Source organism: Rickettsia rhipicephali str. 3-7-female6-CWPP, assembly GCF_000284075.1.
In the GTDB taxonomy this organism is placed as follows: Bacteria; Pseudomonadota; Alphaproteobacteria; order Rickettsiales; family Rickettsiaceae; genus Rickettsia; species Rickettsia rickettsii.
This window is the reverse complement of sequence record NC_017042.1, coordinates 818,430-844,390: the sequence shown is the minus strand read 5'-3', so window position 1 is coordinate 844,390 and position 25,961 is coordinate 818,430. Positions and strand designations below refer to the sequence as shown.

Below are 25,961 nucleotides of genomic sequence, written 5' to 3'. Positions count from 1 at the left end.
AAAAATAGTCATATTGTAGGAGGAAAAGATACTAGTGGGCATGGATAATGAAATTGTATTCTATGAAAACCCTAATGGTAATTGTTTTTTAGGTAATACGAAAGGAAGAATAACACTTGGTAAATTAGCTAAAGGAGTAAGTAGTTTTCACGTTATTGTTAATAGTAAAAAAGGACAAATTATTTTAGAACCCTATACGGAAATACCTTTAAAAGAAAGTTGGCTATTTAATTACAAAAAAGCTTTAACGCAATTAAATAACGGTATTAAAGATTCCGCTAAAGGGCAAGTTAAATTTATAGAAGATTTCAGTAAATATTTAGATGATGACTTTTAAAATTCTTTTTACTATTCAAGCTAGTAAAGATTTGGAAGAACTCGAAAATAATAAAGGATTAGAAAAACGTTTAAAAGCAGTAAAAAACACTGGCATATCCTATACAGGCAAATCCTCGTCATCCTAGTTTAAATACCCATAAAATATAAATCTGTTAAAGGACATAACGGAGAAGAAATATTTGAAGCTTATGCTGAAAATAATACTCCTGCTGCTTATAGAATTTTTTGGTATTATGGACCAAACAAAGATAATATCACTATTCTAGCAATTACAGCACATCCATAAAAAGTCAATTGCAGTTGACTATTACACCAATAGCTTTATTTTAAGAAAAATCATACAAATCACCGAATAATGAAATCCCCAGCCTACTGCGATATGATTAGGATCGCGTATATTATTATATTTAACTAAATCCTGAACAGGAGTACCATAATTTTATGAAATTTTTGATAAAGCATCTCCTGATTTCACTGTATAAACTTTAGCGGTGCGATTTGGCATATTAACTCCTAAGATTATTTTTGATAGCTTAAAAAGCTATCAATCTTTTGTTTAGAAATCAAGAGTAAAATAATTATAGTAGTTTTAACTATTGCTAAAAATCATTATTTCAGCTATTTTAAAGCTGTTGCTTTAAATTAGATTAATATGTCACAAAAATTAGGTTTCTGGGAGGTTTTTGCCTTAGTAACCGGCAGTCAAATCGGTACTAGCGTTTTTATATTGCCGTTAAGTTTAGCACCGTTCGGTATATACAGCATTTGGGGCTGGGTACTTTCATTATTCGGTGCTATGAGTATAGCACTTGTATTTTCTACCCTTTGTGCAAAATTTCCTAAAACAGGAGGTCCGCACGTTTATGTACGGGAAAATTTCGGGGATAAAATAGCTTTTTTCACCGGTTGGACTTACTGGGTTATATCCTTTGTCAGTACAAGTATAGTAGTCATTTCGGCAATAGGTTATCTAACGCCTTTTTTTAAATCACAAGCGGTTTTAGACTTAATATTACAGATCATATTATTAGGTGCTATTATGGTTTTAAATTTAAAAGGTCCTGAAGTAGCAGGAAAAGCAGAGTTTTATTTAACTCTCTTAAAATTTGTTCCATTGCTTGTAGTAGGTTTATGTGCTTTATCACATTTTAATATAGATAATATAACTATTGCCGAGGAAGTAGAGAATTTAAGCATTCCGAGCATTATGGGAAGAGTTGCACTTCTTACTTTTTGGGGATTTATCGGTGTAGAATGTGCAACTACCACGGCAGGTGCGGTAAAAGATCCGGCAAAAACCATTCCACGAGCCATAATAGTTGGAACTTTTTGCGTAGCAGTGTTATATATTATTAATAGCATAGGTATAATGGGCTTAATCCCTGCTTCTGAACTTATTAGTGCTAAAGCTCCTTATGCCAATGCCGCTTCATTATTATTCGGAGGTAAATGGTCAATCGTAATTACGGTTATAGCCTCGATTATATGTATAGGTACGCTCAATGCTTGGGTGCTAACTAGCGGACAGATAGCTCTTGGGCTTGCAGAAGACGGTTTATTACCAAAATTTTTTGCTAAGAAAAATAGCAATAATGCTCCAACTCACGGAATTATTGTAAGCTGCCTTGGCATTGTGCCGTTATTAGTCTTTACGGTAAATGATAATTTTGCCAAACAGATTACACAAATAATAGATTTCTCGGCAATAACATTCTTATTCATCTATTTAATTTGTAGCTTAGCTTTCTTAAAGGTAATTTTTAGCTCAAAAAAAAATTTTTCTTATTATTATTTACTTATAGCTATAATATCGATTATCTTTTGTGCATGGGTTATCTATGAAACACCTGTTAAAACTCTGATTATAGCTAGTTCTTTTACTATCTTTGGTATTCCTTTGTATTATGGATGGTATAAATGTCATTCCCGTCTATGAGTGTTGCCTAGCTGGATGCTGAGCCGTCATTGCGAGCGACTGCAAGGAGCGTGGCAATCCAGAAAAAATAATAAAAAAATTCTGTAAATCAGAATTTTTTAACTGGATTGCTTCGTCAATTACTTAAGTAATTTCCTCGCAATGACGGTTCAGTCTCCAAGCGGGCAAGAGCACGACATAAGAGATATAAACATGATAAAAATCCGCATTAATCTGCTTAGAAATTTATTCACAGAATATGATATAGACGGTTATATAATTCCGTCTAACGATAAATATATGAGTGAATATGTTCCAAGCTATGCAAAGAGACTTGAATATATAACAGGTTTTACTGGTTCAAACGGTATAGCTATTATATATAAAGATACAGCATTATTCTTTACCGATGGACGTTATTTAGAGCAAGCAAATAAAGAGCTGGATTTAGAGCTTTTTAAGCTTTTTGACTTAAAAGATATATCTAAGTTTGGTAAAGATGCAAAAATAGGATACGATTCTGAATTATTTACTTATCCCACTATATCAAATTTAAAGTTCAATTTTCAGAAGATTAATGGAAATTTAGTTGATAAGATTTGGCAAAATCAGCCGCTAGAGCCAAACTCTAAAGTTTATTTGCATGATATTAAGTTTGCGGGCGTTAGTCATACTGATAAAATAAGTAAATGTCGTGAAATTTTTTTGGATTCCCGCTTTTGCGGGAATGACACCGAGCAATCTGCCTTAGTCATTCTCGATAGCTCCTCCATATGTTGGTTACTAAATTTGCGGGCTAGTGACGTTGCTTATACGCCTTTAATGTTTGCAAAAGTTATACTCACTTCTACACAATTATATTTGTTTATAAATCCTACAAGAATCAATGCCGAAATTATTAATGCTCGTCCTGAAATAACGGTTTTACCGGAAGAAGAATTTGAAAATATTTTAAGAGATAGCGAGAATAAACATCTTTCTAAAACAGCTTATAGAGAGGAACTTAAAGGAGATACGAAACGCAGCACCGCAGCGTACACAAGCGTACGTGAGGATGCGAGTATCGGATCGATATCTAAATTACCTCTAGAAGCGAAATGTGGGCAGATGTCTAATATTTTTATTGATGATACTATAGCATCTGTTCATATAATGGACTTAGTAGCTGATAAAAAAATACAAAAAATTACTGATCCATGCTTAATGCTTAAAGCTTGTAAGAACGATGTAGAAATTAAGCATGCAATCGATTTACATATTAAAGATGCAGTAGCTTTATGTGAATTTTTTGCTGATTTTTCTCAATGTCATCCCCGTGAAAACGGGGATCCAGAAAAACATAATATGGATTCCCGCCTTCGCGGGAATGACATAGGAAATAACGAATTGACCGAGTATTCCCTCAGTTTAAAGCTTACAGAGCAACGAGCTAAACAAGAGGGATATGTTTCGGATAGTTTTCCTGCTATTTGCGGATTTCAGGAAAATAGTGCTATTATTCATTATAGAGCTGACCAAAAAACTGCTAAAAAAATTGAAGGGCAGGGGATATTACTGATAGATTCCGGCGGTCAGTATCAAGGTGCTACTACCGATATAACTAGAACAATAGTAATAGGTACGCCGACAGATGAGCAGAAAAAGCGTTATACGCAAGTACTTAAAGGACATATTGCTTTAGCTAAAGCCAAATTCCCAAAAAATATCATCGCAGGAGCTAATCTTGATATACTCGCTCGGCAATATTTATGGCAAGAAATGCTAGATTATCCACACGGTACAGGGCATGGGGTAGGGAGCTTCTTAAGTGTTCATGAAGGACCGCAAAGCATAAATCTTCGTAATAAAATAATACTTAAAGCAGGTATGATCTTATCTAATGAACCGGGTTTTTATATTCCTGGAAAATATGGTATTAGAATTGAGAATTTGATGTATGTAAAAGAAAATAACGGATGGCTTGAGTTTGAGACCTTAAGCCTAGTGCCTTATGCTAGTAAGTTGACTGATATGAAACTACTTAATATTGATGAAATAAACTATATCAAGGAATATTATAACAAAATTAGAGCTAAAATTTATGATTTATTATCCACGCAAGCGAGGAATTGGCTTAATAATGAAATAAATTTATTTTTACAATCATTATTGTAATTGACGTTTCCGCTATTTATTGGTATAAGGTCTATACATTTCTAGTTTCTACATTGGGACGTCGCCAAGTGGTAAGGCAACGGTTTTTGGTATCGTCATCCGGAGGTTCGAATCCTCCCGTCCCAGCCATTCATTCGTCAATTTGCAATTCACAAAATATTAATCAATGAAGAAGATGAAAGTGCAGAGAATGCTGCTTGGACTATACATTAGTAATTGTTCTATAATCTATATTATGGAAAATAAAAGTGAATTTAGTGATGGTGCATTCGATTGGATTTGAACCAACGACCTTTGCCTTCGGAGGGCAACGCTCTATCCAGCTGAGCTACGAATGCAAATATATTGATCCACTTAATAAGAGCGATCCAAAATAAATTTAATAATCGAAAACAAATAGTCTTTATAAATATTCTGAACCGGAATTTTATTTAATAACTTACTTGCTTCATTTTCTAAGTTACTCAAATAATTAACTGTTTCATTGTAAATTTCATGTTTTACCATTAAGTCATGTATTTTTACAAAGTCATCTTTAGTACGCTTATCACATTTAATTATATTTTCGAGCCAAAGCTGCTTATCTTGCTCTAACTTATTATATAAAAAAATCAGTGGTAACGTAACTTTTCCTTCTAAGAAATCATCGCCAATATTTTTGCCTACCTGTTTATCATTACCCAAATAATCAAGCAAGTCATCTATAACCTGAAATATCGTACCGAGTAATTTCCCAAAGTCCTGCATATCTTTAGAAATATGGTCTACCTGCTCTGCTATAATAGCTCCAACTTCACAAGCAGCTCCAAATAGTTCGGCGGTTTTAGATTTAACTATTTGCTGATATTCGTCTATAGTTATAATACGTCGTTCATTTAACTTCACTAGCTGTACTACCTCCCCTTCGGAAATAATTGCCGAAGCTTTAGCTAGAACATTCATAGCTTTAATAGAGCCGGAAGCTACCATTAACTTAAAAGACTGACTAAAGAGGAAATCACCCACTAAAATGCTTGTTTTACTTCCCCAAATAACGTTAGCCGTAGGTTTGAATCTTCTTAAAGTGCTGTCGTCTACCACATCATCATGAAGCAATGTGGCGGTGTGAATGAATTCAACGGCACTTGCGAGCTTTATATGATTATCGCCTTTATAATCAAACATTTCAGCAGTTATTATAGTTAAAAGCGGACGAATTCTTTTACCTCCTGCTTCTAGTAAATATTTACCGACCTTTTCTATTAATTCTTCATCACTTTTTAAACAGCTAATGATTAAATTGTTTAACTTAGTTACTGCATCTTTTAAATCTTGCTGTATTTTTACTATAATATTCATGGTATTTTTATAAATTTTTCCGTCATTGCGAGAAAAAATTGAAAATTTTGCTCGCAATGATGATTAACGAAGTTCATCGAGTATACATTCCTCTAATATTTTGTGATTAACATTAGGAATTAACTCCATAATTTTTTCTTTTACATTTTCACCGGGTTGCACTTTTTTTACTGCTGCTTGATATAAAGATAAATAATATAAAGGTATAAGTTTATTTATATCATCTATATTACCTATTTTAGCTTTGTTTAAATCGGACAAATCAAACATATACTCAATGCTAGCATCAATTAAATTAGATGAATTCGGGTGATCGGAAATAGTTTTTAAAAATGATTTCAAAGCATTCCCGTATACTTCCTTACTCTCTTCCGAAAAATTTTTAAAATCCCCTACTCCGTGTACATATGCACTTAAAACATCTATTATTCTAGAGTAATCATTAATTACTATCGTACCTTTACTGTAAGAATCTTTAAGAGCATTTACTATAGTTTCATTTGTTATATTAAATCCCGATGCGTTTGAATAGAGACTTAAAGCATTTATCTGTGCTCTAGTTAATTTGTTTAATTCAGTCACTAAATTAATATTTAAATTAAAATTATATTCCCTATCTTCAAAAATACTAAAATTATATTGTTTATTATTATTTAAAATATAGCTTAGTTCATTATTAAAATCTTTAAGTTTAAATAAATAGGTTTGCTTATCGTAATATTTCTTTATAAATTCTAATGAACCTATTATAAAACCAGGTTTTAGCTTAAATTGCGAATCTACCAAAAGATCAATATTATTATTGCCGAAATCGTTTAACTTACCTTTATATAATAAATTAATATTATTTTCAAAGTTATTACTATTGAGTTTTGCATTAGTAACTTCAATTGTTAAATCTTTAGCAATATCTTTAAAATGCACACTACTAGTACTAATCAAGAAATTACCGGAAAATTTGAAATTATTATTCCAAGCGGGTCTATATAATAATAAACCGGCAGGTATTATTCTGTCTTCAAGGTTACTTTGTACTATTTCGGTTTCATAATAAATTTCTAATTTTTGCGGTATGTTATCAAGGAAATCCTGTTTACTTGTATAATACTTACTTTTGTCAAATAACATAGTAAGTATAGTATGATCTTCTTCATATAATTTTTGATTATCGACTAAGTCAAAAATTTCTGTTTTACCGGAAGTAAATTTAATATTTTCTATTAAATTTATAACTTCAAATAAATCTTTTTTAAATCGTACTATTTCAAATAATTTAAAATTTAACGGTATTTTTGTTGATAATATACAGTTCTCATTATAAAATCTTACTCCAAAGCCTCTTTGAACCGGCTTAAATTTTCCGAATGCTTCTCCGGAAAAATGTATAAATAATTTCTGCTTAAGTAAATCATAACCGATATTTATCGGTGTGGTAAATTCAGTTGCTCTATTAATACTCTCTTCTTGCCAATTAATTACTGAAATACCTAATTTGAAAGGAAAACCATATGGCTGAACTTTAGAAAACTTAATAAGATATTGCTGATTAGGATTATTATCAGCCTCTTCTATATTAAGGTTGGTACCGGCATATTTTTGATTTATAGAGTGTGATAAAGAGAACATAATAGTAAACCACAGCCCACTATATGCGAGTATAATAAAGATAGTTATAAATAATATTATTTTAAGAATTTTTTTCATCTTTAAATCGGTATTATAGTGTGATTTTCTGTTGTTGTATGGATAAGTTTTTTCGTCATTGCAAGGAAAAATTGAAAATTTTGACGAAGCAATCTCAGGAGTTTGTTATTATTTCATGAGATTGTCACGCAGTCTACGACTGCTCGCAATGTCCGCTCGCAATGACGTTTACTTACACAGCTCTATATATTCCTTATTCAATTTTATAACGTTCCAAATCCATAAACTCATCATAACTATAAAAGTTACTAACAGATATATTATAATAGAATCAAAGGTAGCAGTCGGAATAATAATAAATATCAAAGACTGTATAAATGCTCCAAGCGATTTACCGAATTTAGTACCTATTACCTCTACGGCAGCTTTTCCCTTAGTTCTAAGCTCTAAAGATAAAGGAATATACGCCATTTCTTTTGTTGAATCGAATAATGAATATTTGGACGATTTACTCAGTATGTTCTGAATTGCTCCAACAATAATCGCTGCATATAGAAGATTAAAATCACCGCAACATGCTCCTATTTCTTCAATAAAAATTATAAAGATAAAAAACATCAAGCCGGTAATAGACAACATAATAGGAGTTAATAATGCAGAAATGAGCCAACCGAGTCTTCTAAGAATATTACTGCCTATTATCATGAAAGTAACGCATGATATCCCCATCCAAATATTAAACCTGCCCATAAAGTTAACATAGTCTATAGTGTTTGGATGTAATTCTTTTATTTTTGCTTTCCAAGGTCCTTCAACTATATTTATTAATAATCCATAACAGATTATTAATAAGGCAATACGACCTATATATTTTGAGTGAATTACTAATTTGATACTTTCAATTACCGAAAGTTTTGTTTTCATTTTAGCTGTAACTTTTTTTGCATCTAAAACATTTATGGAATCTGTTAAAATAAATCTATTTATTATTCTAAATAGAAGCATAGCAATTATTCCTGCAGTAACAATAATTGACATGATTGGCTGAAGCATTATAGCATTTCCGGCAGCTGAATTAAAAGAATCCGGTAATAATTCTGAACCAATGACATCCTGCTCGCTTGAGAAAAAGACAAGTACGCTGCCTGCTATTATAAGACCGATATTACCGACCATTCCAAGAACGGGATAGAATCTTTTAGCTTTAGAAGTATCAAAAATGTGATTGGCAAACTGCCAAAACATTAAGTTTATGACTACTGCACTCCATAATTCCGCGAAAATATACATCAGTGCATAACTCCATTGACTACCTATTTTAATAAACCATTTAAAATTAGGGTATGAGGCAATTAAGTTATTTATCATTTTATCATTAGGATGATAAATATCTTGATTTGGATAAATAATATAGGCAAATAATAAGAAAAATAGTAAAAAACTGCCGACTATAATGTAGAAAATATATTCAAAATTTAATTTATTACTAAGCTTAACATAAAGTACGGTAAAAATTACGCACGAGGGTAATACTAACCATAATTTTAAGAAGCTAATAATTTCAGCCCCCATAGAGGGTACTACTAAACTATCTTTGATAGATCTTAAAGCCCCAAAATTAAAAAGGATACATAACATCATTAAAGCCATAGGTATAAATAGCTTTAATTCTTTCCTTTCTATAGGCCACATTATTTCTTTAACTTTTTCAAAGAAAATTTTAGGCGGTAACATTTTTATTGTAACCTTACATATTAAAGTTAACTTTTAAATCTCTTAAGTGCTAAAGTCAATTAAAATAATTAATTTATACTACTCCAAGGTGTTATTTCTCTATATCGCCAATAATATTTTGTGATCTTATCTAATTTGTCCTGATTTATCTTCCATAATTCCTGCTTATCGGTAGTCCATGGCTTAGGTCCTTGCATAGTGTAAAATGAAATAAGAAAAATAAGGGCTTTGAGTTTCAAAATATGTAAAAAAGTTCCATCTCATCGATAAGGGATAAATATAATGCTGAAATGCAATATTTAATAAATCTTGGTCAGGAAAAGAAAAATCACATTTTGAATTTTGTAAAGTTTCTAAAAGCATATTTTTATCTTGCTTTTCTTGCATATTTTTTAAGTTTAAAATACGACCCTGCTATTTTTATAAGAATGAGCTATATTTCTCTTACATTCTTTTGTCACTTTATGACTACAATATGTAATACCTGTATCTCTTATGCTACCTGCAGCAATATAATCACCCATATCTATTTTTTTAAGAGAATTTAAATCATGCAGTACTACACAATATCTGCATCAAGATATAATATAGAATCTAGATGAGGAAAGATTTGATCAAAATATAACCTATACATTATTGAACTAGGCCAATTATCCGTAAATTTTATTTTCTTATCGGCTAAAGCTTGATTTAATATATATTTTCAGGAAAAGTAGTAAAATCTATAGAATAATCTCTGATATATTTCATGGAAGCTAATTTTTCCATTGATTCTTGACTAACGGGGTCATTAGAATTCATAACAATATGCAATCTATAGAAACTATCTAAGTCACTATTTAGGGCAAGCCTGTAATCGGTTTGTATAGTTTTTTCATTAAAAGATGACCTGCCTAATACATGAATTAAGCTAAGCCTATAATAAACATCTAGCAGTAAGTAAGAGAGTAAACTGTTTAAAAAAGGAATCTCATCCGCTGTATACCGCTATAATATTTTAGGAAATCATCATCATTTTTTATTTCTAATATTTCTTTTACTTTTCCTTCGTGACCTAAAATAATGAGTTTAGCTAAATTAATCACAGCTTTTTTAGTATATAAAGTATCTAAATCGTAACTACCGTTTTTAATCGCTTTATATTGCTGAACTAAAGTAGCATTTTTGTCTAGATAAAGACGTAGCAAGCAATCATAACCCTTTGCTAACTCCAAACGCACCATTCCGTCTTCTACTTGAAAAGAGCAAATTTTTTCTAACTTTGCTTTATCTTTTGAGTTTAAAGATTCGCTATCTTCTAATTGCTCAAGTGCTAGATCAAAATTTAATTGATCTTCACGTGGTACTATAGAACTTTTTATAACTATAATTCCCAATATCTATAATACAACCTGTAGTTTATACATTCTGTAATTATTTGCGAAAAAAGTTGCAGTAATTATTACTGCTAGAAAAATAAAAAAAGATAGTATTAAATTCGTACGAGACATTTACATATTATAAAAAATTAATGCATGGATTTTAACAATTAATAACAAAAGAGCAATAATTATTACACAAATAGCGATAAAAAATTTATTAGTTATTTATATACTCATAATAAAGAACCTTATATAATGTTTTTTGTCAAAAAATAACATTTATGTCTAAAAAGAAAAATAGCAAGCCAAAACATGACGAGGTTATAAGAGCTGCATTTGAAAACCCTATAGTTACTCAAGAGTTCTTTGAAATCTACCTACCGCTATCAAAACTTTACTTTCTTTTGAAGCTCTTAGAATGGAAAAAGATAGTTTTGTAGAGCGTAGCCTAAAGAAATCTATTGTTTAAATATATGTTAAAAATTGCTGAATATCATAGGAAAGCGACAGGAAATAAAAAATTTCCTTTTGTGTACCCTTATGTTGTTCTACAATGTTGTACAAAATGTATAATGCACTTACTAATCTATTGGAGTAAACAGTGAACTTGTAAAAAATACATGGATTAATGATTATCAGTTAATTAATGTTCAAAATATTTCTGATGAAAAATTAAAAGAAAAAGCTTGGTCTGGAATCTTGCAGTTTTTTTTCAAACATATCCACGAACGAGATTTATTAAAGAGATGGCAAGAAGTAGCTGATCTTTTACCAGAATTTATTAAAGTTAATATCGGTATAGATTATATAGAGCTAATTTTGTCCTACACCTTGAATAAGATTAGGGAAAATGATAAAATAGAAATAGAAAAAATGCTTAAATCACATCTATTTTAAACCCTGCATTAGGAGGAAACCTTATGAATAGCTTAGCTCATAGCTGGAAACAAGAAGGTATTGAGGAAGGTAGCAAAAAAGAGAAAATTACTATGGCTAAAGAAATGAAAAAAGAAGGACTTTCTTTAGAATCTATTATGAAAATAACAAAATTAGATAAGAAAGATATTGAGAAATTAAAATAACATGATTACATTACATGCCGCAAATAAACAGAATACTCACATTTTTGCATATTAAGCCTATAGGAACTTAGAGCTAAAGGCATATATACTCGATGAACTTCAAAAATTGGCTACGTTGTCTCATAAGCTCTGCGGTGCTCACGTATTTTTAAGTATACGCTCCGCTCCTCGCCTTATAGACTCCTTGCTCTTTTTGCAGTTGATCTTTGTCTACCAATTCTTCATTTACTCGAAGTATATAAATTCATGTTAAATAACTCTCGTTTATGTATTATTTGGTTGTTGGGGCTTATTAGCGGTTTTAATCTAATGATTACCGGTAATACTTTAAATTATTGGCTTGCTAAAGAAGATATAGCACTGCAAACAATCGGTATATTATCATTCATAACGCTTCCCTACTCTATTAATTTCTTGTTAGCACCGATTTTTGATGCAGTGCAAATTAAATATTTAAACAAAATATTCGGTCATAGATTATCTTGGATTTGCTTAACTAGTAGTGCATTGATATTTCTTATATATATTTTCAGCTTTCTAGATCCTAGTACTAATCTATTATTATTTGCTTTCACGGCTTTAATTATTTCTTTTTTTAGTGCTGCACAAGATACTATATTGAGTGCTTTAAGAACGGAAATAGTACCTAAAGAATCGCTTGGGTTTACTTCAGGAATATATATATTCGGTTATCGGGTCGGTATGCTTTTAGCCGGTTCCGGAGCTATTTATTTATCTATTTATTTAACATTTAATGAAATATATAAAATCTTTGCCGGTTTAGTATTTATTTATTTAATTTTATTGATTGTAGGAATTAAGTATTGTTATTTAAACGAGAATATACAACATATACAGATAATCAAGAATGATATAAAAAATAATCAAAATAAAAAAAACATAATAAATTTTATATATAATGCGTTAAAACCTATAGGTTCTGTTTATTTCATTATTCTTATATTAATTTTCCTAGTATTATATAGATTAACGGATAACTTAATTAATGTTATGATTAACCCGTTTTTGCTTCATCTTGGGTATGATGCTTTTGCAATAGCAAGCGTTGGAAAGTTTTGGGGAGTTGTAGGAGCTATAATCGGTGGACTTGTCGGCGGTGTTATTATGAAACATAAAAATATATTAAATAGTATATTTTTATTTGGTATTATTCATGCTTTAGGACATATTTTATTTATTTTTCTTGAAATAAACGGTAAAAATTCTTTATTATTATTTATTACGATAGGAATAGCAAGTATTACCGGCGGTATGATGATGACTGCTTATATCGCTTTTATTTCTTCACTCTGTCAAGGTAAATTTCGAGCTACTCAATATTCTTTTCTTTCATCGATGATGGGGATTTCGCGCTCAATTTTTCCTATAATTTCAGGCTATATGGTAGTAAATTTCGGTTGGAAAAATTTCTTTTTATTTACTACTATTATAACTATTCCGTCTTTATTAATATTATTAAAAATAAAAACTAAATTACAATAATGAATGATATATTAAGTATAATATTTTTAATACCATATACCAAATATTATTATATTAAATCAAAGTGCAAAAAAATATCGTCGCTTCAAAAAAGCTCTACCTAGTGTAATTGTTGCTTCGATATGTTATAATAATATACTTATACATATAATCGTTTTCAATCATGATTTCTTCTTTATTTTTATGATTTGGTATATAGCAATACCTCTTTTCATAATTGGATTTATTTTTCTAATCTGTATGGAATATAATACTGGGAATCAATCATATTTTAATTTAACAATAGAACCTTAGCCTATTTTTATGTGGAAACAAAGTTTAGTTTCTATATTGTGATATCAATATTATCTATATTAAATCCATATATAATGAGTATATTAAATATTGGTTTTTACAAATATCAAGGAAATAAAATTATTTACATGTTTATTTGTATATGGTTTTTATCATGGGCAATAATTGGTTATAATATTAGAAAATTAAATAAAAATGCTATAATATTAAAAATAATTAATAAAATAGGAGCAGTAACAATTTGGAGCATCATAGCTCTAGTATATTATTATATCGGACTTGATAAGTTCAATAAAATGGCTATTTAAATGAATAATGATATATTAAGTGCTTTTTTACATGGCATCGTTTTAGCTCTCGGTTTAATAGTGCCGCTCGGAGTACAGAATATTTTTATATTCAATCAAGGAGCAAAACAGCCAAAGTTTAGCAAGGCTTTACCTAGCATAATTGCAGCCTCAATATGTGATACTATGCTTATATGTATGGCAGTTCTTGGGATATCTTTGTTAATTCTTGAAATTTCTTGGTTAAAATTATCTATATTTATTGTTGGATTTATTTTCTTAATTTATATGGGATATAATACTTGGAATCAGCCGCCTATTGATCTTACAATGAATTCCGGGGCTTTTTCAGCTAAAAAACAAATTTTATTTGCTATATCGGTATCAATATTAAATCCGCATGCAATTATGGATACGATTATAGTAATAGGTACTAGTGCTTTAAAGTATAGCGGTATTGCAAAAATTATATTTACCTTAACTTGCATACTTATATCTTGGATATGGTTTTTTTCTTTAGCAGTTGTAGGTTATAATATCAGAAAGCTAAATAAAAGTAGTACGATTTTAACTATAATTAATAAAATAGCTGCTATTATTATTTGGGCAGTTGCTTTTTATATTGGAGTACAAATATTGTATGAAATCGGTTTTATTAACTAGACATATTGAAGAAAATAATGAAACTATAAAGGAAATAAGTAAATATAATTTAGATTTACGTGATATTCATTGTCCTTTAATTAAATATAAAACTCTAGATTTTAATATCGATATTTTAGATAATTACTCGAATATAATAATAACTAGTAAATATGCGGCAAGTATCTTATTAACCGGTCATAACTTAAAACAAGATATTTGGGTAGTAGGTAGTAAGTCAAAACGATTATTAGGCAAGAAAGTAATGTATACTGCTAAAAACGTGGAAGATTTGATTAAGCATTTTCCTCCTGATTTATATGAGCAGACTATATATTTATCTTCAAATGAAATTACTAAAGATTTACCTAGCAAAATAGCTAGACATATCATTTATAATGTAGAATATTTGAATGAGCTGCCCGTATCTATTATAAAAGAATTTAAAAATAATATTGATTTTATATTACTTTATTCTCAAAATAGTGCTAAGACTTTAGTAAAATTATTACTTCAAAATAATTTATTAGAGTACTTACAAGATAGTTTAGTTGTAGCCATAAGTTTGAAAGTCGCAAATATAGTTAGACCTTTTATAAAAAATGTGGTTTATTGTGATGATCAAAACCTTAACGATATAATCAAGTTATTATCTGAAAATGCACAAATTCGATAGTTTCTTTAAAAGCAAAAACATCTTTTTTATAGCAATAGTAATATTTGTCTTATCTTCTTTTACTCTTTATCATAATAGATCCGATATTTTAAAACTGTTTAAAAGTGAAAATAAGGATTTAAGCCAAGTTCCTGATCAAGTAGTAGAAAATAAAGAAAATACTACCCTGGAAGAAAAGGAAGCAGCGCCTCTATTATCTACCAAGTCGCTTTTAAATTACGTAAGTTCTTTAAAGTTTCCTGAAGCACCGACTAATTTAGTAGAACCAAAATTAGAAACTGTAATCAATTCAGCCTCATTCGGATACAAGGAACAAGGAGCGAAGCCTATAACTAATAGGAGAGCGACGAGTGACGAGGTAGGCGGATGGGTATCACTTGACTATATTAATTACTTATTAAATGTAAATCTATTAGTATATAATTTCATGCAAGATAAGGATTATAGTAAAGAACTAAGAATAGTAAAATCCCGCCTGCTGTCTCAAGATATAAGGAATATTTTAAATAACTTAGAAGCATATAATAATTATCTTTTTTCTAAATCAAGTAGTACGGAAGTAATTTTTCCTACCAACCATAAGTGGCTGGAGAAGTTTATCAAAATTGAAAAAAAACCTTCTGCTATGATGATAAAAGAACAAGATAAAGCGCTAATTTTAGAGCACTTAAATTATCTAATCAATTTTCTTTATTCAGAAAAATTTATGCAGGAGTTTGTAAATAAAGATGTTTAGGTTATTATTAATATGTGCTACTTTTTTACTGCTTTATTTCGGGTTTACTTTTATAGAGAGCTTTGATTCAAAAGTTTTTATTAGTTTATATGATTATAATATTGAGACTACCTTGTTCTTTAGTCTTATTTTAGGGCTTTTATTACTAATTTCTTGTTTTATTGTCATTAGATTTCTAATATTAATTATCGATTTACCATCTAAAATACATAATATTTTTAGTAAACGAAAAATTAATCATGATAGATATGCTTTAATTTTAGCTTTTGCCGAATATATTATGAATAATAAAGCTAAAGCTGCTTCTATTGCTCGCAAAAATTTATCTTCTGAAGCTCTAAAAGATTCACAAGAATTCCATAATTTAATCTTAGCCGTAACTGAAGAGGATGTAGATAGAAAAATTTCCTATTTTCAAAAACTTATTACATCTAAAGAATTTGTTTTTTACGGTAGCAAAAATCTAGCAAAACTTTATTATGATAAATCTTTGTATGAGAAAGCAGAAAATTACGCAACAAAGGCTTATAATTTCAATGAACTTGATATTGACAATTTAATTACTTTAATGCGTTGTTATGCTAGACTTTCTCTATGGACGAAATTTATTTTTATAACGAATAAGCTCGCAAAATTTCATAAACATGAGTCTATGCCGGAAATTGCTGAGTATTATTTATTAGCAGCGAAGCAAGAAGTAGAAAGTAATAATACGGCTAATGCTATAGATTATTTGGCAACGGCTGTAGATTTAAATTTTTATAATGACGAATTACTAGCGTTTTACTTTAATTTAAATAAATAAGCTTAATGTTAATAAAAAGATCAAAATATTAAAACATGCTTTTCGTATTATCCCCTCTTTAAAATTAGTGCAGCTATTTAAAAAATTTACTTCTCTATCAAATAGGCAAATTTACGAAGAATTAACTCAAGAGTTAGATGCTAAAAAAGATGCAATATTAATTTTGGCAATAGAAGCTTGTTTAGAATTGTAGACGTTGTGATATGGATTCTTTTATGTCATTCCCACGTGGATAACAAATCGTCATTGCGAGCAACCGTAGACTGCGTGGCAATCCGGAAAAATAATAAAAAAAATTCTGATTTACAGAATTTTTAACTGGATTGCTTCGTCAATTGCTACGCAATTTCCTCACAATGACGACTTGGGTACCTACGCAACAACGCCTGCTCGTAATGACGGATAAGCCGAACCACACAACAAAAACTAATATAAAAATAATTTCTTTGGGCTCTTACTAATTTCTTCATTTACATTATTATTATGGTGATGATAATTAGATTGAATTGTTATTAAATAAGCATTTATTGCTTTAGAAAATTCTTCAGTTTTATAACGAAAGAAATGGTCAGCTCCATTGATAATTTTATAATCAACTTTAATATGGGATTGTTGCTTAGATAATCTATTTGCTAGGTCTTTTACATCATCTGCCGATACTATACTATCCTTATCTCCCTGTAATATAAACCCTGGAATAGGACAAGGTGAGAGGAATGAGAAGTCATATTTATGAATTGTATTAACCGGCGGTGAAATAGCAATAAAATGATTTATTTCCGGACGTCGCATTACAAGTTGCATAGCTATCCATGCTCCGAAAGAAAATCCTAATATCAGGTTAGACTGAGCATTTGGGTTATTCTGTTGTAACCAGTCGAGAGCTGCCCCCGCATCAACCACTTCACCGACTCCGTTATCAAATTTACCTTGTGATCCCCCTACTCCTCTAAAATTAATACGTAAGACGGTATAACCGTTATCTGCTAAAATCTTATAGGCATTATAAACTACTTTATTATTCATATTACCCTCATATAAAGGATGAGGATGAAGAACTAATGCAATAGGGGCGTTAGGCGAGGTAGCTTTTGCATATCTTCCTTCAATTCGTCCTTCCGGACCGTTAAAATAAATTTGCGGCATAATTATTCATAATATTTAATTTGTTCGATATGATATTTTACCACTTTTTCTTATTAGTGCAACTATTCTTAATTAGAATATGATTGTATTGACGCATGCCGCCATATATACTATAATTTTGATTATAGCGGATAATAATAACTGAATGGAGCTATATTATGAATACATTAGATTACGTGTTTCAGCAGATATAAAAATTGAAGCAGAAGAAATATTTAAGCAAATGGGGATGACTATGTCAGAAGCCATGAGGATGTTCCTAAATCAATGTATAAATAGCGGCGGTTTGCCTTTCAAACCACATATTAAGATTCCTAATGAAAAGACTATAAAAACTTTTGAGGATACAGATAAGCAAATTGGTTTAACTATCTCAAATAATACAAAAGAAATGTTTAATAAGTTAGGCACCTAATTTGTATCATCATTGCAAGCGACTAAAAACCTTGTTGTACGACTTCTATGTCATTCCCGCGAAAGTGGGAGTCTAGAAAAAATCACCTTAATACTAGTAAATTACAGGTTATTGACAAAATAAACCTAAAAAAAACAAGTTTTTTATAGGTTTTACTGGATTCCCGCTTTCGCGGGAATGACATATAAAGATTATCTAAGAAAATACTGCTCGCTCCACTGCATCTACGCTATGTTGCACTAAATCCTTAGCAATTTCTTTAGTAATCATCTTTTTTAGACCGTTTTTAAGTTCTTGTCTAACACATCCAAGCATTTGCGGTTCTGCTACAATAATCAATTCCTTATATTTAGCTTGATCAGCAGTAGTTACTTTCTCTAAATGTTTAATAACGCTTCTTGCTGCTTCTTTATGTTCTATATCTTTTAGCGAAGTATGCGGCTCAAACAACGAAGCCGGTGTAGATTTATTTTGGTAAAGGCTTTGTCTTTTTTCTCTATGGTGGTGATGCTCCTCTAAATCCAAAGATAATTTTAAAGGTGTATTAGTAGTAATTTTAACTCCTTGAGCGTCGTAAAGCATCATTTGCTTACTATCGATAACCGCAATTAATTTTAACGGTGCTGTACTTACCATAAATACCTCCATAAGAACTAAGTTGTAATTTTATGATAATACTAATTATTTTTAAAACCTAATATTAATTTAATAATTTTTGCTTTTCACTGTTAATAATTTGTTCAACCTTGTCATTAAGTATACGTACGTCTGTTTGCTCTATTTCTTCTTTTTCTATTACACCTATAATCTTTATCTTTATAGTTCCAGGTTGCTTAAACCAAAAACCTCTAGGCCAAAATAAACCGGCATTATGAGCCATCATCACAATTGGAACTTTAGTAATTGAAGCAAGCTTTACGGCACTTGGTTTAAATTTTACCGTTCTATCAGGCGGAACTTTAGTTGATTCTGGAAATATTATTAACCATAATCCTTCTTTTATTTTTTCCTGACCTTCTCTTAAAATCTGAGCAACCGAGCTATTAGTACCACGGTCAACCGCAATAGGTTTAACCATCCGAAGTCCCCAACCAAGCAGGGGTATATTAAATAATTCACGCTTTAATACCCAAGAATGTTTAGGAATAATCAGTTGCATAAACATTTGATCCCAAAAGGATTGGTGATTAGACACGACTATTGAAGTAGTCTTCGGTAATTTCTCAAGCCCCTCTACTTCATATTTTAAACTGCAACAAATTTTTGCAAGCCACACAAAAGCATAAGAAAAGATAATGGCAATTCTATATCTTATTTGATAGTTGACATTGAAAAATGTTACGGGTATGTAACATATAAGAAAAAAAATAAATGTAAATAACGATAATAATCCGTAAAATGATAAAATTCTTAAACGCCACAGCATAAATTATTAAGATAATTATATTAATTAAAATGGTATTTATAACATAATTTTACAATGAGTAAAATAAAAAGGTATTAAATGAAAAAAACTGTTCTTTCCGGTGTGCAAGCAACCGGTGCTTTACACCTCGGTAACTATCTTGGTGCAATTAAAAACTGGGTTAAAATGCAGGAAGAATATAATTGTTTTTTCTTCTTAGCAGATTTGCATGCTATCACGGTTGATATTAAGCCATCAGAACTTAACAATTCAATTATGGAGGTGCTTGCTGTTTATTTAGCAGCAGGGCTTAACCCCAACAAAGTAACGATTTTTGCCCAAAGTATGGTGAAAGAGCATACTGAACTTGCTTGGCTACTAAATTGTGTTACACCGCTTGGATGGTTAAAGCGCATGACGCAATTTAAAGATAAAGCAGGTAGTGATCAAGAAAAGGCTTGTCTGGGGTTATTTTCCTATCCGGTACTTATGGCAGCGGATATCTTAATATATAAAGCCGATATAGTGCCTGTAGGTGAGGATCAGAAGCAGCATTTAGAGCTAACAAGAGATATTGCAGGGGTAATAAATAGAAAATTTAACAAAGAAATTCTAAAAGTTCCTGAGGTTTTAATTAGTGAAACAGGCACAAGAATCATGAGCTTACGGGATGGATTAAAGAAAATGAGTAAATCTGATATTTCGGATTTTTCCCGTATCAATTTAAAAGATGATAACGATCTTATTCATCAAAAAATAAAAAAAGCCAAAACCGATCACTTAAGTTTTGTTAGCTATGATAAAGAAACAAGACCGGAAATTAGTAATTTATTAGATATTTATAGAAGTTTATCTGAAGAAAGCTTGGAAAAAATAATCGGTAATTATCAAAACCAAGGCTTCGCAAAATTTAAAGAAGATTTGGCAGAAATTATTATTACAAATCTACAACCGATACGTGATAAATATTTAGAATTAATGAATGATAAAGAATATTTATTAAAAATACTGCACAAAGGAGCAGAAAAAGCAAGCATTAGAGTTTCTGAAACGGTTAACGAAGTGAAAGAACAATTCGGATTTGTAATTTAAATTCATATATTGCAAGATTTCCCTTGAAATATATAAGATTATTTGGTATGAATCTTCTTGGATAGGTGGCCGAGCGGTTTAAGGCACTAGTCTTGAAAACTGGCGTACGGGCAACCGTACCGTGGGTTCGAATCCCACCCTATCCGCCAGCTCAGTTTATAGTATTATGCCCTTTTATTTTCTTTATAGTGCTTAGTATATTTATCTAGTAAAATCCTAATCATTTTTTGATAAGGGACATGTGCAGTTGCTGCTTATGATTTAAAAAATTCTACGCTCTCTTTACTTAAAGAAATGGTTACTTTTACTGAATCATCTTTTAATAAAAGTTCTCTAGGGTGCGGCAAGAAATCTTTTACTATTTTTACTTCCCCTATTTCTCCATCAGTGTATTTTATTCTCTTGCTCATAAATTCTCTTACCTTTATGCCAGTATCCTACTCCAAAAATTCTTATATGATTATCTCGGAACGTAAAACGGACTGTTAAAATATTACCATCAAAACTGTACCTAAAATATCTTTTTTCTGTAATACTTATGGTCTACATCTTGAAGGATTATCCTTTTGATATCTAGAAAAGCTCTTTGAGCTTCATAAAAGCTTACGTTATGCTTACCAATATTAATTTTATTTTTTTTCTTCATCCTATTCAAAAGAAGAATGCATTTTTAGCCTTTAATCGATTAATTTAATAATACTTAGCTCTATACTAAATGTCCATATATTTATATGGGTAATAAACCATACTGTTTTCAGTTTTAAATTAAAATTTAAGAAAAAATTTATTAATTATTTTATCGCCATATTTCATTATTCCAAAGAGTATCTAAAAATTCTTGAATAGGCCAAATGGTAATTTTTTTATTTTCTAAATTAATTATACGTTTTGTTTTTTCAAAAGATATAACATGTAATTTAAAATCACTATCTTTACTAAACTCTAATAGACCTTTTAAATGATTTTTTTGTATAGAAGAAGCAATTTTAACTTCAAATGCATTATTTTGAAATATAAAATCAACCTCATATCCTTCTTTAGTACGCCAAAAAAATAACTCATCTCTTTTGTCGTTTAAATATTTATAAGCTATTAATTCTAAGAATACATAATGCTCAAAAGATTTACCAGCATCAAACCCTGTCATTTCCTGATATTCATATTTCCTTAGGTAATTGCTAAGTGCGGTATCGAAAAGGTAAAATTTAGGCATTTCCGTAATAATTTGCCTTTTACTACGTGATCTTCTATACGGATAAAGATGATATCCTAAATACATATCTTCTAATATTTCAAGATATGTTCTAACGGTTTTTGCATCAACACCGCAATCTCTTGCTATATTACTATAATTTATCATCTCACCGTTTGAAATGCCTATAATCTCTAGAAACCTTGCAAATGCTTCGCGTTTTCTTAAATTTGCTTCAAACTGTACTTCAGGTAAAATATAGTCATATAAATAGGACGCAAGATATATGAATCTTTTTTGATGCAATATAATGATCAGGTATTAAGTAGTCCATGATTAAAAATTTTATGCCAATCAAGCTCTTTTATCTCAGAATAGCATAGCGGCAAAAACATATATCTCCAAGCTCTTCCGCCAAGTAAATTGCTACCTGTTGATTTTAAGCGCCTAGCACTGGAGCCACAAAGGATAAATTGTAAAGATTTATTAGATTCTATTAAATAATGAATCTCTAACAGTAAGGGAATTTTTTGCACCTCATCAATAATAATAGTTGAGATGCCGTCTTTTGACTTAAGCTCTTCTCTTAAACGTTCAGGATTTTGAAAGTAAACTTTATAGATATCAGCTTGTAATAAATCTATATATAAACTATCCGGAAAACGTTGTTTCAGATATGTTGACTTACCAGTTTTACGTGCTCCCCACAAAAAACAGGACTGTCCTTTTGGTAACTCTAAGTCTAAATATCTATTTGTCTAGTTGATTTAAGAGGTTATCTGTAAATAAATTGTAATTAGCAAGTAAAGAGCTTTTTTAGCAAAAATTGATAAGATTTTTGATAGGATGTTATTCATATTTCAAAAAAATCTTATAATTTGCAGCAAAAAAGAATTGGATTATCGATTAAAATTTATTTACAGATAGCTTCCAACATCATTTTAGCAGCTTTTATGCCTGCTTCTGTTGAAGTTTTTATATTGGTAGTTTCGGTATGGAAAGTTATTTTACTGCCGTCAAGGTTACCGAGCATAAAATCGGTTTGTATATTAGACATCTTTCCAAACTCTACTTCTAGGGGGAATTTGTACGTCAGTTCGGTACTCGCATCTGTGCGATCGCTTTTGTACGCTGCGGTGGCAAGTGCTTCCGTGTTTCCTTCAAATGCCTCCCTATCCCTATAAGCGAGTTTGGAAAGATGTCTAGGATCTGCATCTAGATATTGTGAATAAGCAGCAATCGGGGTGCGGCAATTAGCATCTAGATACTCTAAAAATGCTCTTTCGGGTTTTATTAGTTCAAAAGTGGGAAGATGATTAATTTGGTTGCATATCTTAAGCATAGCATTATCGTCTTTTCTAATCTCAACTGCAATGACTCCCTGCCCTATACATGGTAACATCTGTGAATACTCTATCAAATGGCAATACTCCGGATTAAACGCTTCTAACCTTTTAAGACCTGTATATGCTAAAATTGTTGCGTCAACTTCGCCGGTCATTAGCTTTTTTATTCTTGAATCAACATTCCCCCTAAAAACCGTTACCTTTAAATCCGGTCTTATTTTTTGGATAAATGCTTTTCTTCGTACTGCCGAGCTACCTATTACGGCATTTTGCGGCAGCTCTTCTATAGATTTATATTTTAGACAAACAAAAACATCTCTGGGATCTTCACGCTCTAAAACAGCAGCTATTACTAGCGGTTCAGGTATTCTACCCGGTACATCTTTTAAAGAATGAACAGCTAAGTCAATTTTTTTATCAAGCAAGGCTTGCTCTATTTCCTTTAAAAATAAAGCTTTACCGCCTATATCGTATAATGGTTTATTTTGGATTAAATCCCCGCTAGTAATAATCGGCACTATTTCACAATTAATATCAGGAAAAAATTGTTTGATTTGCTGAATAACTAAATTAGTGTGTATTAAAGCAAGTGGACTTTTTCTTGTACCTATTCTGATAGAATTTGTCATTTGTTTTCTACTATTGCAAAAGGGCTAGTAAAACTTAAAACATTACTGTTTATAATTGCTTCATGATTCATAATAACCGGATGATTTACTTCTCCATGCCCTATTCCTGCTGCTTTATAAGTTCCAATATTTTGAATATGATTTAAACAAAAACTTTTTATAGCTTGTTCTACAAACTCATCCCCTTTAGTAAAATCACCAAAGATTATTGCCTGTATGCATTCAAATATACCGGTATTTTTTAATTGAACTAGATTACGATGTACGGCATAGGCTTTTTCATTAACGTCTTCAAGCAATGGAATTTTATTGTCATCCCCGTGAAAACGGGGATCCAGTATTATTTTTTCTGGATTCCCGCTTCCGCGGGAATGACATAAAGAAGCATAGGAATGAGAATGAATTTGCAAACCAGTACTAATCAATTTAGTTAAAACCGTTAAATTTCCGCCTGTTATTGTACCTGTTATATTTTCCTCACTAATTTTCTTTATAGGTATAAGTTGTATTTCACTCTTTTCTCCTTTAAGAACATTTATTATAGGCATAATATCCTGATTAGTAGGCGGTAGTAACGAAGTTAACACTGAACCGTGAATAGTTGGGATATTATAATGGTTATTTAGTAATAAATGCAAAACGGTAATATCGCTATAGCCTATCAGGACTTTATTCCCTTTTTGTTCTATATTAAAACAATCTTCTACAAATTCACTGCATCCATATCCGCCGCGAAAAGCCCAAATTATTTTAACTTGTTCATTTTCCATAGCTTCTTTAAACATTCTCAACCTTTCCTCTTTAGAAGCAGCGAAAAAAGGCAATTCATCACCTGAAAAAATCTTATCATCTACTAAAGTTTTAAAACCATGCAACGCTAGTATTTTAATAGCTTCCTTTAATTTATCTTGTGCATCTGGACAGCTTGACGCCAGTGCTATAATTGATATAAAATCTCGTTGTTTATTAAAAATAATTTTTTTCATAATAATGTCATACCGTGGCCCCGCCACGGTATGACAGCAAAAAGTACTGGATTCCTGTGATCAACGGAATGACATTTTTAATTACAAAGGCATCGTAAAAATAAAAGTAGTCTTTTCCCTGTTTATCGTTTTCTGCCCAAATTTTTCCGGCGTGCAGTTCTATTACTTTCTTACATAATGCAAAGTCCTACTTCTCTACCTCCTGCCGGTGTAAGTGTTTTAGAGCTTACGACAAATACACCGAATATACTCTGCAATTTCTCTTTTAGTACTCCTATTCCATCGTCTTTTATACTAAACAAGATATTATTTTCTTGTATGTGTAGATCAATTTTTATTATTCCCTCACTATACAATAGCTGATAGCATTTATTATTAGATTATCGAATGTGTGTTTAATATAATGAGGATCACGGTTAAAATTGAAAAGAATATAATAATTATATTCTTTTCAATATCAGATACAAAATGTAAGATTTTGCCGCTTAGATATAATTTTTTACATATTTTAATCCTTTCATGTAGCAATTCGCTTAAGTTTATATCTTTTTTATTTAGTGCATCATTAAGACTGGATAATTTTGAAAAATCTAGAGTATTGTTTATCAAGCTATTTAATTTAATAGAGCTTTTAGCTATAATCTCTACTGCATTGCGACGCTGATCTTCATTAAATTTATCATAATTAGCCCATAAGGTTTCACCAAGGCTAATAATACCGGTTAGCGGCGTATTGATTTCATGGTTTATATTACGTAAGAACTCCTGTTTCAAATCAAGTAACTTCTCTAATTCCTGCTCTCTATAATTAACTCTATTACCTAAAGGAGTATTTTTTAGGTTAACTAATTTTTCTTGCTCCTGCCTTGGTTTTAAGCATACTATTAAAAGGCTACTAAATAAGGTTAGGAATATACTACTTTGAATTGAAAACTATCTATGCTAATTAATAACTTCTCATCCATAAAATATTTATAAAACTCTATACTAGCAAACACGCCTGTAACGGTCATAAGTAAAGTAGCTTGCCGCCTGAATATCGTTACAATTATAAGTAAGTTAATTATCGAACACATTAATTGCAGTTGATCAAAACTACTTGATATAACAAGTAAACTACCGAAAAATATTAATATAACGAAAGTAGCTACAAACCAAGATAAAGATATAATATAATTCTTTTGAAACTTTCAAGACCATAAAGGATAAGTAATTAATATTGCAGCAGTTATAAGTGTGG

At 30.5% G+C, this 25,961-nt stretch carries 22 protein-coding genes, 3 tRNA genes and 6 pseudogenes; 15 read left to right on the top strand and 16 right to left on the bottom strand.

Translation table 11 applies throughout. The features are described from left to right. The first annotated feature begins 40 nt into the window (after positions 1-40). The gene (locus MCC_RS04625) at positions 41-337 is read left to right on the top strand and encodes a hypothetical protein (RefSeq protein ID WP_014408745.1); all 297 of its coding nucleotides are present in this window, start codon (positions 41-43) and stop codon (positions 335-337) included. Positions 338-665: 328 nt separating this feature from the next. Here MCC_RS04625 and MCC_RS11205 read toward each other — a convergent pair. Continuing rightward, positions 666-844: pseudogene (locus MCC_RS11205) on the bottom strand (LysM peptidoglycan-binding domain-containing protein). Positions 845-991: 147 nt separating this feature from the next. Between MCC_RS11205 and MCC_RS04620 the strand changes: the two are divergent. The 3 genes from MCC_RS04620 to MCC_RS04610 all read left to right on the top strand — a co-directional run bounded on the left by MCC_RS04620 (position 992) and on the right by MCC_RS04610 (position 4,537). After that, positions 992-2,275, top strand: coding sequence for an APC family permease (locus tag MCC_RS04620; RefSeq protein WP_014408743.1), 1,284 nt, complete (start codon positions 992-994; stop codon positions 2,273-2,275). Between the two features lie 192 nt (positions 2,276-2,467). Further along, on the top strand, positions 2,468-4,408 hold the full coding sequence (locus MCC_RS04615; RefSeq protein WP_014408742.1) for an aminopeptidase P family protein: 1,941 nt from the start codon (positions 2,468-2,470) through the stop codon (positions 4,406-4,408). Positions 4,409-4,462: 54 nt separating this feature from the next. Next, positions 4,463-4,537 (top strand) — tRNA-Gln (locus tag MCC_RS04610). A 132-nt stretch (positions 4,538-4,669) separates the two neighbouring features. Here the strand turns inward: MCC_RS04610 and MCC_RS04605 are convergent. The 5 genes and pseudogenes from MCC_RS04605 to MCC_RS11200 all read right to left on the bottom strand — a co-directional run bounded on the left by MCC_RS04605 (position 4,670) and on the right by MCC_RS11200 (position 10,614). After that, a tRNA-Arg gene (locus tag MCC_RS04605) sits at positions 4,670-4,746 on the bottom strand. Positions 4,747-4,762: 16 nt separating this feature from the next. Beyond that, positions 4,763-5,746, bottom strand: a complete 984-nt coding sequence (locus tag MCC_RS04600; RefSeq protein ID WP_014408741.1) for a polyprenyl synthetase family protein — start codon at positions 5,744-5,746, stop codon at positions 4,763-4,765. A 63-nt stretch (positions 5,747-5,809) separates the two neighbouring features. Continuing rightward, positions 5,810-7,450, bottom strand: coding sequence for a hypothetical protein (locus tag MCC_RS04595; RefSeq protein ID WP_014408740.1), 1,641 nt, complete (start codon positions 7,448-7,450; stop codon positions 5,810-5,812). A gap of 168 nt (positions 7,451-7,618) precedes the next feature. Further along, positions 7,619-9,124 carry a nucleotide exchange transporter Tlc3 gene (gene tlc3, locus MCC_RS04590; RefSeq protein WP_014408739.1) on the bottom strand — a complete coding sequence of 502 codons (1,506 nt, stop codon included), beginning with the start codon at positions 9,122-9,124 and terminating at the stop codon, positions 7,619-7,621. 68 nt (positions 9,125-9,192) lie between these two features. Continuing rightward, positions 9,193-10,614 (bottom strand): annotated as a pseudogene (locus tag MCC_RS11200) (glycosyltransferase family 8 protein). A 459-nt stretch (positions 10,615-11,073) separates the two neighbouring features. On the opposite strand from MCC_RS11200, the pseudogene MCC_RS11195 reads away from it, so the two are divergent. The 8 genes and pseudogenes from MCC_RS11195 to MCC_RS04540 form a co-directional block, all read left to right on the top strand. Beyond that, positions 11,074-11,205 (top strand): annotated as a pseudogene (locus MCC_RS11195) (Rpn family recombination-promoting nuclease/putative transposase); the annotation flags it as partial. Positions 11,206-11,316: 111 nt separating this feature from the next. Then, positions 11,317-11,567: pseudogene (locus tag MCC_RS10410) on the top strand (transposase). Positions 11,568-11,813: 246 nt separating this feature from the next. Further along, positions 11,814-13,070, top strand: coding sequence for an AmpG family muropeptide MFS transporter (locus MCC_RS04565; protein WP_014408737.1), 1,257 nt, complete (start codon positions 11,814-11,816; stop codon positions 13,068-13,070). 368 nt (positions 13,071-13,438) lie between these two features. After that, entirely contained in the window at positions 13,439-13,672 is a 234-nt protein-coding gene (locus MCC_RS07250; protein ID WP_231288661.1) for a hypothetical protein, read from the top strand. Further along, the gene (locus tag MCC_RS04555) at positions 13,673-14,314 is read left to right on the top strand and encodes a LysE/ArgO family amino acid transporter (RefSeq protein WP_014408735.1); all 642 of its coding nucleotides are present in this window, start codon (positions 13,673-13,675) and stop codon (positions 14,312-14,314) included. Then, positions 14,292-14,969 (top strand): uroporphyrinogen-III synthase, encoded by a 678-nt coding sequence (locus MCC_RS04550; protein ID WP_014408734.1) that lies wholly within the window; start codon positions 14,292-14,294, stop codon positions 14,967-14,969. The genes MCC_RS04555 and MCC_RS04550 overlap by 23 nt, the downstream gene beginning before the upstream one ends. After that, complete coding sequence (locus MCC_RS04545; protein WP_014408733.1) at positions 14,953-15,705, top strand: palindromic element RPE2 domain-containing protein; 753 nt, start codon at positions 14,953-14,955, stop codon at positions 15,703-15,705. The genes MCC_RS04550 and MCC_RS04545 overlap by 17 nt, the downstream gene beginning before the upstream one ends. Beyond that, positions 15,698-16,703 (top strand): annotated as a pseudogene (locus MCC_RS04540) (tetratricopeptide repeat protein). Before MCC_RS04545 ends, MCC_RS04540 begins: the two are co-directional and overlap by 8 nt. A gap of 233 nt (positions 16,704-16,936) precedes the next feature. Here the strand turns inward: MCC_RS04540 and MCC_RS04535 are convergent. Continuing rightward, positions 16,937-17,656, bottom strand: coding sequence for an alpha/beta hydrolase (locus MCC_RS04535; protein ID WP_014365719.1), 720 nt, complete (start codon positions 17,654-17,656; stop codon positions 16,937-16,939). A 145-nt stretch (positions 17,657-17,801) separates the two neighbouring features. Between MCC_RS04535 and MCC_RS04530 the strand changes: the two genes are divergently transcribed. Continuing rightward, positions 17,802-18,071 carry a type II toxin-antitoxin system RelB/DinJ family antitoxin gene (locus tag MCC_RS04530; protein ID WP_014408732.1) on the top strand — a complete coding sequence of 90 codons (270 nt, stop codon included), beginning with the start codon at positions 17,802-17,804 and terminating at the stop codon, positions 18,069-18,071. Positions 18,072-18,266: 195 nt separating this feature from the next. On the opposite strand, the gene MCC_RS04520 is transcribed toward MCC_RS04530, so the two are convergent. Both MCC_RS04520 and MCC_RS04515 read right to left on the bottom strand, forming a co-directional pair. Next, entirely contained in the window at positions 18,267-18,707 is a 441-nt protein-coding gene (locus tag MCC_RS04520) for a host attachment protein (RefSeq protein WP_014408731.1), read from the bottom strand. Between the two features lie 64 nt (positions 18,708-18,771). Further along, entirely contained in the window at positions 18,772-19,497 is a 726-nt protein-coding gene (locus MCC_RS04515) for a lysophospholipid acyltransferase family protein (protein WP_012152899.1), read from the bottom strand. Positions 19,498-19,575: 78 nt separating this feature from the next. Here MCC_RS04515 and trpS point away from each other — a divergent pair, with 78 nt between their 5' ends. Further along, positions 19,576-20,568 carry a tryptophan--tRNA ligase gene (gene trpS / locus MCC_RS04510; RefSeq protein WP_014408730.1) on the top strand — a complete coding sequence of 331 codons (993 nt, stop codon included), beginning with the start codon at positions 19,576-19,578 and terminating at the stop codon, positions 20,566-20,568. A 59-nt stretch (positions 20,569-20,627) separates the two neighbouring features. Continuing rightward, a tRNA-Ser gene (locus MCC_RS04505) sits at positions 20,628-20,717 on the top strand. 15 nt (positions 20,718-20,732) lie between these two features. On the opposite strand, the pseudogene MCC_RS11470 reads toward MCC_RS04505, so the two are convergent. From MCC_RS11470 to MCC_RS04470, 7 genes and pseudogenes are all read right to left on the bottom strand, one after another. Continuing rightward, positions 20,733-20,978, bottom strand: a pseudogene (locus MCC_RS11470) (CopG family transcriptional regulator). 386 nt (positions 20,979-21,364) lie between these two features. Beyond that, positions 21,365-22,066, bottom strand: a complete 702-nt coding sequence (locus tag MCC_RS10405) for an ATP-binding protein (protein WP_408005695.1) — start codon at positions 22,064-22,066, stop codon at positions 21,365-21,367. Between the two features lie 8 nt (positions 22,067-22,074). Further along, positions 22,075-22,470: an AAA family ATPase gene (locus MCC_RS10400; RefSeq protein ID WP_041405427.1), complete on the bottom strand. Its 396-nt coding sequence runs from the start codon at positions 22,468-22,470 to the stop codon at positions 22,075-22,077. A gap of 203 nt (positions 22,471-22,673) precedes the next feature. Then, positions 22,674-23,735 carry a hydroxymethylbilane synthase gene (gene hemC / locus MCC_RS04485; protein WP_014408727.1) on the bottom strand — a complete coding sequence of 354 codons (1,062 nt, stop codon included), beginning with the start codon at positions 23,733-23,735 and terminating at the stop codon, positions 22,674-22,676. Continuing rightward, positions 23,732-24,721 (bottom strand): LD-carboxypeptidase, encoded by a 990-nt coding sequence (locus MCC_RS04480; RefSeq protein ID WP_014408726.1) that lies wholly within the window; start codon positions 24,719-24,721, stop codon positions 23,732-23,734. Before MCC_RS04480 ends, hemC begins: the two co-directional genes overlap by 4 nt. 170 nt (positions 24,722-24,891) lie before the next feature. Beyond that, positions 24,892-25,077 carry an ATP-binding protein gene (locus MCC_RS08985; protein WP_155813862.1) on the bottom strand — a complete coding sequence of 62 codons (186 nt, stop codon included), beginning with the start codon at positions 25,075-25,077 and terminating at the stop codon, positions 24,892-24,894. Positions 25,078-25,096: 19 nt separating this feature from the next. Further along, positions 25,097-25,495, bottom strand: a complete 399-nt coding sequence (locus tag MCC_RS04470; protein WP_014408724.1) for a sensor histidine kinase — start codon at positions 25,493-25,495, stop codon at positions 25,097-25,099. Between the last annotated feature and the right edge of the window lie 466 nt (positions 25,496-25,961).